At 65.3% G+C, this 11,981-nt stretch carries 12 protein-coding genes; 9 read left to right on the top strand and 3 right to left on the bottom strand.

Features of this window, described 5'->3' with window-relative positions; translation table 11 throughout:
- Positions 1-983 (bottom strand): lipase (locus tag IFT58_RS16620; protein ID WP_192096196.1); only part of this gene is annotated, 983 nt, incomplete at its 3' end.
- Positions 983-1,633, bottom strand: coding sequence for a hypothetical protein (locus IFT58_RS16615; RefSeq protein ID WP_188327031.1), 651 nt, complete (start codon positions 1,631-1,633; stop codon positions 983-985). The genes IFT58_RS16615 and IFT58_RS16620, both read right to left, overlap by 1 nt.
- Positions 1,634-2,028: 395 nt before the next feature.
- Between IFT58_RS16615 and IFT58_RS16610 the strand changes: the two genes are divergently transcribed.
- The 5 genes from IFT58_RS16610 (at position 2,029) to IFT58_RS16590 (ending at position 5,870) form a co-directional block, all read left to right on the top strand.
- Positions 2,029-3,156 (top strand): DNA adenine methylase, encoded by a 1,128-nt coding sequence (locus tag IFT58_RS16610; RefSeq protein ID WP_197974659.1) that lies wholly within the window; start codon positions 2,029-2,031, stop codon positions 3,154-3,156.
- Positions 3,157-3,288: 132 nt separating this feature from the next.
- The gene (gene mntR, locus IFT58_RS16605; RefSeq protein ID WP_223203019.1) at positions 3,289-3,741 is read left to right on the top strand and encodes a manganese-binding transcriptional regulator MntR; all 453 of its coding nucleotides are present in this window, start codon (positions 3,289-3,291) and stop codon (positions 3,739-3,741) included.
- On the top strand, positions 3,738-4,259 hold the full coding sequence (gene tadA / locus IFT58_RS16600) for a tRNA adenosine(34) deaminase TadA (protein WP_192096192.1): 522 nt from the start codon (positions 3,738-3,740) through the stop codon (positions 4,257-4,259). Before mntR ends, tadA begins: the two co-directional genes overlap by 4 nt.
- Positions 4,260-4,328: 69 nt before the next feature.
- On the top strand, positions 4,329-4,898 hold the full coding sequence (gene orn, locus IFT58_RS16595; RefSeq protein ID WP_192079802.1) for an oligoribonuclease: 570 nt from the start codon (positions 4,329-4,331) through the stop codon (positions 4,896-4,898).
- A gap of 123 nt (positions 4,899-5,021) precedes the next feature.
- Entirely contained in the window at positions 5,022-5,870 is an 849-nt protein-coding gene (locus IFT58_RS16590; protein WP_192096190.1) for an EcsC family protein, read from the top strand.
- Positions 5,871-6,328: 458 nt separating this feature from the next.
- Here IFT58_RS16590 and ppsA read toward each other — a convergent pair whose 3' ends face one another.
- On the bottom strand, positions 6,329-8,707 hold the full coding sequence (gene ppsA / locus IFT58_RS16585) for a phosphoenolpyruvate synthase (protein ID WP_192096188.1): 2,379 nt from the start codon (positions 8,705-8,707) through the stop codon (positions 6,329-6,331).
- Between the two features lie 145 nt (positions 8,708-8,852).
- Here ppsA and IFT58_RS16580 point away from each other — a divergent pair, with 145 nt between their 5' ends.
- The 4 genes from IFT58_RS16580 (at position 8,853) to IFT58_RS16565 (ending at position 11,969) form a co-directional block, all read left to right on the top strand.
- On the top strand, positions 8,853-9,674 hold the full coding sequence (locus IFT58_RS16580) for a pyruvate, water dikinase regulatory protein (RefSeq protein ID WP_192079796.1): 822 nt from the start codon (positions 8,853-8,855) through the stop codon (positions 9,672-9,674).
- A gap of 266 nt (positions 9,675-9,940) precedes the next feature.
- The gene (locus tag IFT58_RS16575; RefSeq protein WP_192079794.1) at positions 9,941-10,453 is read left to right on the top strand and encodes a DUF1249 domain-containing protein; all 513 of its coding nucleotides are present in this window, start codon (positions 9,941-9,943) and stop codon (positions 10,451-10,453) included.
- A 41-nt stretch (positions 10,454-10,494) separates the two neighbouring features.
- Positions 10,495-10,983 carry an 8-oxo-dGTP diphosphatase gene (locus tag IFT58_RS16570; RefSeq protein WP_192096186.1) on the top strand — a complete coding sequence of 163 codons (489 nt, stop codon included), beginning with the start codon at positions 10,495-10,497 and terminating at the stop codon, positions 10,981-10,983.
- 371 nt (positions 10,984-11,354) lie between these two features.
- The gene (locus tag IFT58_RS16565) at positions 11,355-11,969 is read left to right on the top strand and encodes a CDP-alcohol phosphatidyltransferase family protein (RefSeq protein WP_188327041.1); all 615 of its coding nucleotides are present in this window, start codon (positions 11,355-11,357) and stop codon (positions 11,967-11,969) included.
- Positions 11,970-11,981 lie beyond the last annotated feature (12 nt).

Here is an 11,981-nt window from a genome sequence, read left to right as displayed (position 1 = left end):
GCGTCCTGGAACAGCAGGTTGCCGGGGTGGCCGGGGCTGTCCATGCGCATCGCGCCATCGCGCTTGTGCGCATCTTCGGCCGCCTTGCGGGCCGGTTCACCCGGATCCAGCGGGCCGCGGATGCGGTCGTAGACGTCCACGGCCACGCCCGGCACGCCGCGCGCGCCGGTGGTGACCGCACCGCGCAGCAGTTCCATCTTGTCGCGGTACTCATCGATCATCCGCGCGTTCTGCTTGGCCAGCGCCTGCGTGGCAGGGTCGTCCAGCACCGAGCCGCTGTCAGCGAAATTGCCGAGCTTGTGTGCGCCCAGCGAGCCGCCGGCGGCGACCAGCGCCGAATCCGGAATCACGCCGTTGTACCACTTGTTGCTGAAACCGGCGTTGCCCAGCGTGCGGATCTCATCGGGCCTGGCGTACAGTCGCACCTCGCCGTAATGGCCGGACGCGGCGCTGACCGGATCCGATGCCATGGCGTGGTTGATCACGCTGTTGCCGCCTTCGGGAATGCGCAGGCCCAAACTGGCGGCGCCGTAGGCGTTGAAGGTTTCGCCCTTCAGGTCGAAGTGGTGGGCGGTGACCTGGGCCAGCGCTCCGCCCAGCGAGTGCCCGGTGACGCTGACTTCCGGGGCCCGGCCTTCGTTCTCGCCGATGTGCTTGGACAGCGCGACCGCACGCTGGGTCAGCGCGATGGCATCGTTGGCCTGCAGGTTGTAGCGCGCCAGCACCATGCCGCCATCGGCAAGCACGGCGTCCTGCAGGATCTCCTCGGTGCCGCGATGGGAGACGATGATCTCCCCGGTGTCTTCGCGCTGGTAGATCGTGCCCTGGTAGCCGTTCTGCCGGTTGTTTACGTGCTCCAGCACCTTGTAGTTGTGCCCATTGAGCGGCACAACTTCTTCCTGGCCAGGCGCGCGGCGGCCGACCTTGTGGTCTTCATAGGCATCGGCGGAAAGCGCGGCGTAGTCGCGGTGGGTGAGCGGCATCAGCGCACCTCATGGGCGGTCAGGGTGGCGGTGAACAGCGCATCCTGCAGTTCCGGGCGGAACCGCGACGGGTCTTCGTGGCCGGCTTGGCCGAAGTCCGGCACCGACTCCACGCGCGGGTAATCGCGGTCCGGGTAATGGCGGGTCAGTGCCTTGCCGGCGATGAACGTGTCCGCTTCGATGAACGAGGTAAAGCGGGTTTCGCCCTCGGCGCCGGTGGCCTTCAACATCGCGCCGGCACCACTGAACGTCCATTTGCAGACACCGCGGCCGTAGTAATCCTCATCCAGCATGCGGTCCAGGTACACCGTGCCGCGGTACTCGGTATCGGACACCTTCTTCAGCTGCACCGGTTCCTGGCTGGTGATGCGCGCGGGCATGCCGGTGGCCGGGACGATGCGGCCGCATTCCTGCTCGTTGGTGACGTCGTACTGGGCCACGCCTTCCACTACGGCGAACGTACCGGGGGCATCGGCGAGGCTCAGCACCAGCTCGAACGCCTGGCGTGGGCTGGGATTGAGCTTGGCCAGGCCACGGCCGCCGTTTTCGACGTCCTGTTCGGCGGTGGTGATTTCCTGGTTCATGGCGTTCTCCGGGTGGCAGGCGGTGAGGAGGAGCAGGGCAGCGCACGGCAGAAACGTTCGGCGCACTTGGGGCCTCCTGGCTGCGGATGGGAAGGGGGAAGTCGATGCGGTCATGCTGTGGCCACGGAAGCCATCGAGCGCGCCGGTGGCAGGCGCAGAGCAGGGCGCATGCACGGGAACCCGGGGTTCGAACCGGCGTGCGGGGCTGCGATGTTGTCTCCATTCCTTGGCGACATGTGCTCGATTCGTGACGGTGAGACGTACGTTTTACCAAATTGGCGTTCCGATTGCGTCAAAGTGTTGGCGCGTGGGTAGCGGGATTGCATCGGTAGCGCCGAGCCAGGCTCGGCGGAATGCCCAATCCCAGGCCGGATCAGCCGCACTGCAGACCCCCGCCGAGCGTGGCTCGGCGCTACCATGGCCTGGAGTTTCGAAGGCCATCACGTGATCAGGGGAACCGTTTGAATCCGCAGGAAGATGCCATTGACCGCGTGCCTATCGAGCACGAGGCGTTCCTGCGTAGCCAGCTGATCACCTACATCGGCAACAAGCGGGCGCTGCTGCCCTTCGTAGAAGCTGGCATCGTGCATGCGATGGCGTGTCTGCAGAAGCCGACCATCCATTTCCTGGATATGTTTTCCGGTTCCGGCGTAGTGGCCCGGCTGGCCCGGCGCTATGCCGCGACCCTGCACTGCAACGATCTGGAGCGGTACAGCGAGGTAGGCAACCGCTGTTATCAAGCCAATGCGCAGGAGGTGGACACTGGCGCGTTGGCGGACGAACTTGACCGAGTGGCCCGCCGCGTTGCGCAGGATAGCGCCCCGGGTTTTCTCTGCGAGCTGTACGCTCCGCGCGACGATGACAACATCGAGCCCGGTGAGCGGGTGTTCTATACGCGGCGCAACGCGATGTTCCTGGATACCTTCTGCCAGGTTGTAGCCGATACGCCGGAAGAGTTGAAGCCGTTCCTGCTGGGGCCGGTGCTCGCCCAGGCGTCGATGTACACCAATACGTCCGGCGTGTTCAAAGGCTTCCACAAAAACCGCGAGGGCATTGGACAGTTTGGCGGCAGTGCGCGCAATGCGTTGTCGCGGATCCTGCGGCCGATCGAGGTGCAGCCGCCGGTGTTCAGTCGCTTTGCGTGCGAGGTGCAGTTGCATCGCCGCGATGCCAATGCGCTGGTGCGCGAGCTGGGCATGGTGGACGTGGCCTACTTCGATCCGCCCTACAATGAGCATCCGTATGGTTCGAACTACTTCATGTTGAACCTGCTGTGTGACTACCAGCGGCCGTCGCAGGTGAGTCGGGTGTCGGGCATTCCCACCGACTGGAATCGGTCGGACTACAACAAGGCCCGTCTGGCCGAGTCCGCGCTGTTCGACGCGGTGGCGCAGGTGCGGGCGCATTTCGTGTTGATCTCGTACAACTCCGAAGGGTTCATCAGTCACGAGCGGTTTGTGGCGGGGCTGGAGGGCATGGGGGCGTTGAGCGTGATGGATACGCGCTACAACGCGTTCCGCGGAAGCCGGAACCTGGCAGCGCGGGATACGCATGTGACGGAGTTTCTGTATCTGTTGGACAAACGGTGAGTCACATCCGGTAGTGATGGCCGCTGGCGGTCATGGGTGTGCCTTCCGCTGCGCTCGCCGAGCGTGGCTCGGCGCTACCGGAGGGTTGTGGGGCTGCGGTGCGCGGCTTTCGGCCCGCGTACAATGGCTGCCATGCCTGATACTGCCCGCCCCAAATCCGTCCTGCCCGCTTCCCAGGTCCATATGGAGGGCTTCGCGCAGGTGCGCGAGGCGCGGCGGTCCGAGCTGGTGGAAGATTATGTGGAACTGATCGCCGACCTGATTGCCGATGGCCGCGAGGCCCGCCAGGTGGATATTGCCAGCCGCCTGGGTGTGGCCCAGCCGACGGTGGCCAAGGCGCTGAAGCGGCTGGTCAAGGAGGGCTGGGCGATCCAGCGGCCGTATCGCGGGGTGTTCCTGACGCCGGCCGGCGAGCAGTTGGCACGCGATGTCCGCACCCGTCACCAGACCGTGGAGCGCTTTCTGCTGGCACTCGGCGTGGATGCCGATTCGGCGCGACGCGACGCCGAGGGGATCGAGCACCACGTGAGCGAAGCGACGCTGGCTGCGTTCGAGGCGTTCCTGCAGAAGGCGGGCCGCCCATGAGCGACGCCATGCCGGTGCACGACGCCGACGAGCACTGGATGCGCCATGCGCTGGCCCTGGCCGAGCGCGCGGAGCGCGAGTTCAACGAGATCCCGGTTGGGGCGGTGCTGGTCAGTGCACAGGGTGAGGTGCTGGGCGAGGGCTGGAATCTCAACATTGCCGAGCACGATCCCAGTGCGCACGCGGAGATCGTGGCGATGCGGCGGGCGGGCAGGGCGCTGCAGAACCATCGGCTGATGGGCAGCACGCTGTACGTCACCCTGGAGCCGTGCGCCATGTGTGCCATGGCGATCGTGCATGCGCGCGTGGGGCGCCTGGTCTACGCGGCCACCGATCCGAAGACCGGCGCCTGCGGCAGTGTGTTCAACCTGCTCGGCGATGCGCGGCACAATCACCGCGTGGAGATCCACGGCGGCGTGCTGGCGCGCGAGGCCAGCAACCGGCTGACCAATTATTTTCGTGCCAAGCGCGGGCGCCCGCTGCTTGCGTTGGACGCGCCGCCTGCCGACGCAGACTGAAGGGCGCGGTATCATGGCCGCATCCATTCATGGCGCGGTCGTCCGGCCCGCCCTCAGCGAGGAAGCACGATGGCCGACACCGGCGCAGGCAATGACCGATTGATCTGGATCGACCTGGAAATGACCGGGTTGGATACGGACAACGATTCGATCATCGAGATTGCCACGGTGGTCACCGATGCCCAGCTCAACGTGCTTGCCGAAGGCCCGGAGTTCGCGATCCACCATCCGGTGGAACGGCTGGAGGCGATGGACGAGTGGAACCGCAACCAGCATCGCCGTTCGGGCCTGTGGCAGCGCGTGGTCGACAGCCAGGTCACTTTGGGCCAGGCCGAAGCGGCGACGGTGAACTTTCTCAGCGAGTGGATCAGTGCCGGCGCATCGCCGATGTGCGGGAACTCGATCTGCCAGGACCGCCGCTTCCTGCACCGCGAGATGCCGCGGCTGGAAAAGTACTTCCATTACCGCAACCTGGATGTGTCCACCATCAAGGAGCTGGCCAAGCGCTGGGCCCCGATGGTGGCTGCGGGCGTCGGCAAGAACAGCAACCACACAGCGCTGAGCGATGTGCAGGATTCGATCAACGAGCTGAAGCATTACCGACAGTTCATGGGTGCGTTGGCGGGGCTGCCCGACTGAAGGGCAGTGACGGCCGCTGGACGTCAAGGGGCTGCGGACGATGACAGATCTGACGGCCAGCGGCCGTCACTATCAGGTCGTCGTCACCCGGCCGTTCAACCCCGCAGCGCTACCATCGGCAGCATGAACGAACCGATCCTGCTCCCCCGCGATATTGCCCAGCAGCCTGACGATTGGGCTGCCCTGCAGCGTGCTGTTTCCCTGTTGGAGGCACCGACCATCACCGCGCGCATGGCCAATCTGGTCGGCACGCCGCTGGAGTTCGCCGTCAGCCGCCTGCCCAACGCGGTGTCCAGTCGCATCCACGGCGCAGTGCAGGCGGCGTTGTACAAGGCCGTGCAGGGTGCGTTGATGAGCATGGACAATACGCCGGGCAAGGCGGCATCCACGCGCTGGCACAAGTTCGCGGCGGCGACCTCCGGCGCGGTGGGCGGCGCGTTTGGCTTCACCGCGCTGCTGATCGAGCTGCCGCTGTCCACGACCATCATGATGCGCGCCGTGGCTGACGTGGCCCGCAGTGAGGGGTTTGACCTGGCTGATCTGTCCACGCGCCAGGCCTGTCTGGAAGTGTTTGCGCTGGGCGGCAACGCGAAGAGCGATGACGCCAGTGAGACTGGCTATTACCTGGCTCGGGGTTTCACGGCGGACGTCGTGCGGCACCTGTCGGCCGAACTGGTCGGGCGGGTGGCGACGGGGCGCAACCTGACCTTGGGCGTTGCGCCGAAGGAGGCCGGTAAGTTGCTGGCCAAGCTGGCGGAGAAGGTGGCGGCGCGCTTTGGCGTGGTCATCACCGAAAAGTTCGCCGCGCAGGCTGTACCGATCGTGGGTGCAGCGACGGGTGCGGCGTTGAACACGATGTTCACCGATTACTACCAGGACGTCGCGCGCGGGCATTTCATCGTGCGCCGGCTGGAGCGCAAGTACGGCGAAGACGTGGTGCAGGCGTGTTACCAGCGGATCGCCAACGGCTGAACAGCGCGGCGTGGCGTTGGACGCGGCTTTGGAAACGGCTTTGGGCGCGGCTTTGGACACGGCGTTGGACGTGGCTTTGGTAGAGCCGACTTCAGTCGGCTGGTTCATGAGCGCCGCCACAGCAGCCGACTGAAGTCGGCTCTACCGATCGGCTCTACCCGATAATAGCGCGCGCGGCCGCGTTGGTAGCGCCGAGCCATGCTCGGCGAGCGCAGCGGCAAAGCGTGCACGGCCAGCGGGCGTGGGTACCGGGTGCGTCACGCGAAAGGCAGCCGACTGAAGTCGGCTCTACCGGGTAATCGCGGCAAAGCGTGGACGGCCAGCGGGGGTTGGGTGCCGGGTGCGTCATGCGAAAGGCAGCCGACTGAAGTCGGCTCTACCGGTCGGCTCTACCGGTCGGCTCTACCCGTTCATCGTGCGGTGAAGGCGTGACGGCTTGGGGCCGTCACGCTGCTTCGTCAGCTGGCCGACTTCAGCTTGGCCAGGCGCAGCCAGGTGTCGACTACGGTATCCGGGTTCAGCGATACCGATTCGATGCCTTCCTGCATCAGCCATTCCGCCAGGTCCGGGTGATCCGACGGGCCCTGGCCGCAGATGCCAACATACTTGCCCTTGGCGCGGGCCGACTTGATCGCCATCGACAGCAGCTTCTTCACCGCCGGGTTCCGTTCGTCGAACAGGTGCGCGACGATCGACGAATCGCGGTCCAGGCCCAGGGTGAGCTGGGTCAGGTCGTTGGAGCCGATGGAGAAGCCGTCGAAGATCTCAAGGAACTCATCGGCGAGCAGTGCGTTGGACGGCACCTCGCACATCATGATGATCTTGAGGTCGTTCTCGCCCTGCTTCAGGCCATTCTGTTCCAGCACGTCGATGACCTTGCGGCCTTCTTCCAGCGTGCGCACGAACGGAATCATGACCCACAGGTTGTCCAGGCCCATCTCGTTGCGGACGCGCAGTACGGCCTTGCATTCCAACGCGAAGGCTGCGGAGAAGCTCGGGTCGACGTAACGGCTGGCGCCGCGGAAGCCGATCATCGGGTTCTCTTCGTGCGGCTCGTAGTTGGTGCCGCCGATCAGGTTGGCGTACTCGTTGGACTTGAAGTCCGACAGGCGCACGATCACCGGGTTCGGGGCCACCGACGCGGTCAGCGTGGCGATGCCTTCGGCCAAGCGATCCACGTAGAAGCTCACCGGATCCTTGTAACCGGCGATCTTCTCGTCGATCTTCTTCTTCGTCTGCGCGTCCTGGCGGTCGTACTCCAGCAGCGCGTTCGGATGGATGCCGATGTGGCTGGCGATGATCATTTCCAGGCGCGCCAGGCCGATGCCTGCGTTCGGCAGCTGGCCGAAGTCGAAGGCACGTTCCGGGTTGGCCACGTTCATCATGATCTTCAGCGGTGCCGGCGGCATGTTGCCCAGATCGGTGGTGGTGCGCTCGAACGCGAGGATGCCTTCGTAGATCATGCCGGTGTCACCCTCGGCACAGCTGACGGTGACTTCCTGGCCATCCTGGATGAGCTGGGTGGCATTGCCCGAACCGACCACGGCCGGCACGCCGAGCTCGCGCGCGATGATCGCGGCGTGGCAGGTGCGTCCACCGCGATTGGTCACGATGGCCGATGCACGCTTCATCACCGGCTCCCAATCGGGATCGGTCATGTCGGCGATCAGCACGTCGCCGGGCTGCACGCGCGCCATGTCGTCGAGGGTTTTCACCACGCGGGCGACACCGGCGCCGATCTTGGCACCCACGGCGCGGCCTTCGGCCAACACCTTGCCGTCTTTCTCGGTCAGCGCGAAGCGCTCGATCTGCGTGGCGTGGCTGCGCGACTTCACCGTCTCCGGACGCGCCTGCACGATGAACAGCTTGCCGCTGACGCCGTCCTTGGCCCACTCGATATCCATTGGGCGGCCGTAATGCTGCTCGATGACCAGCGCCTGCTTGGACAGTTCCTGCACGTCTTCATCGCTGATGGAGAAGGTGCTGCGCAGTTCGACCGGGGTGTCTTCGATGCGCACGCGCTCACCGGGCACATCCGAATACACCATGCGGATCGCCTTGCTGCCCAGCGAACGACGCAGGATCGCCGGCTTGCCCGCGGTCAGGGTGGGCTTGTAGACGTAGAACTCATCGGGGTTCACCGCACCCTGCACGACCATCTCGCCCAGACCGAACGACGAGGTCACGAAGACCACATCGCGGAAGCCGGATTCGGTGTCGAGGGTGAACAGCACGCCGGACGAGCCGACGCCCGAACGCACCATCAGCTGCACGCCTGCGGACAGGAACACGTCTTCGTGCTTGAAGCCGTGGTGCACGCGGTAGGCGATGGCGCGATCGTTGTACAGCGACGCAAACACTTCCTTGACCTTGACCACGACATCGTCGGCACCGGTCACGTTGAGGAAGGTTTCCTGCTGGCCGGCGAACGAGGCGTCGGGCAGGTCTTCGGCGGTGGCCGACGAACGCACGGCCACGGCGATGTCGCCGCCGCCGTTTTCAGCGCTCAGCTGCGCGTAGGCGGCGCGGATGTCCTGGTCCAGCTGCGGCTGCAGCGGTGCATCGATGACCCAGCCGCGGATTTCCTTGCCGGCCACCGTCAGCGCGGCAACGTCTTCGACATCCAGCGTGGCCAGCTTGTCGAAGATGCGCGTGGACAGGTCGTTGTGGGCAATGAAGTCCTTGAAAGCTTCAGAGGTCGTGGCATAGCCTCCGGGCACGGACACCCCGAGACCGGCGAGGTTGCCGATCATTTCGCCAAGCGACGAATTTTTTCCGCCGACGCGGGCCAGGTCGGCCAAGCGCAGTTCGTGCAACCACAGGATATTGTCGTTCAAGCGCGATGCTCCGTTAGGCCATCGCCCGAGGCGGGCTGGGATGGCCGCGTCCGTAGGAAGAAGCCGCTATGATGCCGGTCGGACCGCCGTCGGCACAAGCGTGTCACGGCAGGCGTTTTAAGCTTCGGACTGGGAAAACACGCCTATGACGACCATCAGACCGGTGTTCTACGTTTCCGATGGAACCGGTATCACCGCTGAAACCATTGGGCATAGCCTGCTCACCCAGTTCTCCGGATTCAGTTTCATCACGGACCGGATGTCGTTCATAGATGACCCCGAAAAAGCCGCCGAAGCCTGCGCTCGGATCCGCGCAGCGGGCGAGCGCTACCAGGTAAGGCCGATCGTGGTGAACTCCTGCGTGGATCAGGGGCTCAGCGTCATCCTCGCCGGCAGCGGGGCGCTGATGCTGGATGTGTTCGCCCCGTTCATCGAAACGCTGGAGGCCGAACTGTCCTCGCCGCGGCTGTCGCGGGTGGGCCAGGCGCACGGGATGGTCGACTTCGAGACCTATCACCGGCGGATCAACGCGATGAACTTCGCGCTGAGCCACGACGACGGCATCGCGGTCAATTACGACGCTGCCGACGTGATCCTGGTGGCGGTGTCGCGTGCGGGCAAGACGCCAACGTGCATCTACCTGGCCCTGCATTACGGCGTGAGTGCGGCCAATTACCCGCTGACCGACGAAGACCTGGAAAGCGATCGCCTGCCGCCGCGCCTGCGCAATTACCGCCGCAAGCTGTTCGGCTTGACCATCGACCCGGAACGGCTGCAGCAGATCCGCCAGGAACGTCGGCCGAATTCGCGCTACGCCGCGGCGGACACCTGCAAGAAGGAAGTCATCGCGGCCGAGCGGATGTTCCAGATGGAGCGCGTGCCGACCCTGAGCACCACGCACACCTCGATCGAGGAGATCTCGAGCAAGGTGCTGGCCACCCTGGGGCTGCGCCGGGAGCTGTACTGACGCGGCGGGGTGCGTGGGTGGCGCGTTATTGACGGGGCGGGGTGCCGGGGTGGTGCGTTCCCCGGGCGGCACGTTGCTTGGTAGAGCCGGCTTCAGCCGGCTTTCGTTGACGGCTGAAGCCGTCACTACCAAGGCTTTCGTTGACGGCTGAAGCCGTCACTACCAAGGCGTTTGTTGACGGCTGAAGCCGTCACTACCGGGCGCGCCTGAATCGCGGTGCTGACCGGCGCTATCGGGCGCGGGCCGGCAGCGTGTAGGATCAAGCCATGGCCCAAGCACGTCCTCTTACCGAACGCATCCCGCGCCTCAGCCGCCTGAGCTGGCTGATGGGCCTGTACGCGGAAAACCACCGCCACCTCGTGCGCCTGTTCGCCCCCGGTGATCTGGCGGTCGGCAGTTACGTATCGTCCGTCGGCGATGGGCTCGATGTCCGTGTGGATATCATTGCCTGCCACGCCTACACGGTGGAAATGCGGCTGACCTACGACCTGTGTGACCCGGTCACCGGCCAGCCCGACCCCTCGGCGTATGTGCGTCTGTACCGCGACGCCCGCCAGGCCGAAACCACCCACTGCTATGTCGGCCGCCGCTGGCAGGACGTGATGGGCCTGTATCCGCCACCGGCGGAGTTGATCAACCACCGCATGCGCATGAACACGTTCCTCGGCAAGTGGCTGGAGTATCTGGCCGAGCGCGGGCATGGCGTGGCCACGCTGGCGCGCGACCCCGATGCGCCTGCCGCGGTGACGGCCGAGCGCCGCCTGACAGTCGTGCCCTGATCCGGCCATAATCGGCGGCTTCGCCTCTGCCGGAACCTCGCATGCCGTATACCCCCATCATCGCCACGCTCGGCTACGTGCTTTCGCCGGACCGCCGCCAGGTGCTGATGATCCATCGCAACACCCGGCCGGGCGACCATCACCTGGGCAAGTACAACGGGCTGGGCGGCAAGGTCGAGCCGGACGAAGACGTGGCCGAAGGCATGCGCCGCGAGATCCAGGAAGAAGCCGGTATCGACTGCACGTCCATGCAACTGCGCGGCACGATCAGCTGGCCGGGGTTCGGCAAGCAGGGCGAGGACTGGTTTGGTTTCGTGTTCGTGGTGGATACCTATGAGGGTACGCCGCACGGCGGTAACCACGAAGGCACGCTGGAGTGGGTGGACGTGGACAAGCTGGACACGCTGCCGATGTGGGAAGGCGATCGCCATTTCCTGCCGCTGGTGTTCGATGCGGACCCGCGCGCCTTCCACGGCGTGATGCCTTATCGCGACGGCCGCATGCAGTCCTGGAAGTACACCCGGGTCTGACGGGCGGGGCAGCAACGCCGCCACACCGCAGTCCCTGGGCCGGAAAGCCCCTTGAGTCATACCGCGGTCCGTCAGAGGGGAAAGCCCCCTTCAAAGGGGGCGCGCCGAAGGCGGGGGGATGTAGGGCATGCGCGGACAACCTGCGCCACATCCGTGGCGCAGGTTGTCCACAGGGGGTGTGGATTGTTGGTGAGCAACTTTGTGGATAACCGCCTTCCGCCCCCGCCCTCCAACGCTGTCAAGATGGGTGGCCAAAAATTCACCGCATGTGATGAAGCGTGAGGCCCGGGTGAAGCGTGCCGGAAGGATCCGTCTGTCGTCCGCACGCGGCCTCGCGTACCCTGTAGACCACCGTAGTCCCGTGAGCCTTCATGAAACGACACTTCTCGATGCTGCGCGAGTTCCATCTGGCTGACTGGTTCACCTTGGCCAACGCGTTCTGCGGCACTGGTGCGGTGTTTGCCGCGATGCGCTTCCTGCAGGACGGCGCACAGGGCTATCTCCTGTTCGGCATGGCGTTGATCCCGCTGGCCTTCATCTTCGACGCGCTCGACGGGCGCATCGCCCGCTGGCGCAAATCCAGTTCCACGCTGGGTCGCGAGCTCGACTCGCTGTCCGATGTGATTTCCTTCGGTGTGGCGCCCGCGGCCCTGGCGTATGCCTGCGGCATGCAGGGGGGCTGGGATTGGCTGGTGCTGAGCTATTTCGTGTGCTGCGGCGTCAGCCGCCTGGCGCGCTACAACGTGACCGCCGAGGCATTGTCCGATGGCGGCGACAAGGTGCCGTATTTCGAAGGCACGCCGATTCCGAGCAGCCTGCTGCTGGTGATCGTGCTGGCGGTCGCTGCGGGCACGGGCGCGATCGGTGCGGACTTGTGGTTGGGCCAGTGGCAGATCGGCCCGTGGCAGCTGCATCCGCTGGTGCTCCTGTTTGCACTGTCGGGGTCGCTGATGATCAGCAAGACCCTGCACATTCCCAAGCCATGACGCAGGCACCGG

The organism is Stenotrophomonas sp. CFBP 13718 (assembly GCF_014842145.1).
In the GTDB taxonomy this organism is placed as follows: Bacteria; Pseudomonadota; Gammaproteobacteria; order Xanthomonadales; family Xanthomonadaceae; genus Stenotrophomonas.
The sequence above is the reverse complement of the archived record's forward strand: the minus strand, read 5'-3'. Positions and strand labels throughout refer to the sequence as shown.

Bases quoted from the DNA above. Each gene is read 5' to 3' on its own strand.
- mntR (WP_223203019.1), top strand. From the start codon at position 3,289: ATGCCTGATACTGCCCGCCCCAAATCCGTCCTGCCCGCTTCCCAGGTC.
- tadA (WP_192096192.1), top strand. From the start codon at position 3,738: ATGAGCGACGCCATGCCGGTGCACGACGCCGACGAGCACTGGATGCGC.
- orn (WP_192079802.1), top strand. From the start codon at position 4,329: ATGGCCGACACCGGCGCAGGCAATGACCGATTGATCTGGATCGACCTG.
- IFT58_RS16590 (WP_192096190.1), top strand. From the start codon at position 5,022: ATGAACGAACCGATCCTGCTCCCCCGCGATATTGCCCAGCAGCCTGAC.
- IFT58_RS16580 (WP_192079796.1), top strand. From the start codon at position 8,853: ATGACGACCATCAGACCGGTGTTCTACGTTTCCGATGGAACCGGTATC.
- IFT58_RS16575 (WP_192079794.1), top strand. From the start codon at position 9,941: ATGGCCCAAGCACGTCCTCTTACCGAACGCATCCCGCGCCTCAGCCGC.
- IFT58_RS16570 (WP_192096186.1), top strand. From the start codon at position 10,495: ATGCCGTATACCCCCATCATCGCCACGCTCGGCTACGTGCTTTCGCCG.
- IFT58_RS16565 (WP_188327041.1), top strand. From the start codon at position 11,355: ATGAAACGACACTTCTCGATGCTGCGCGAGTTCCATCTGGCTGACTGG.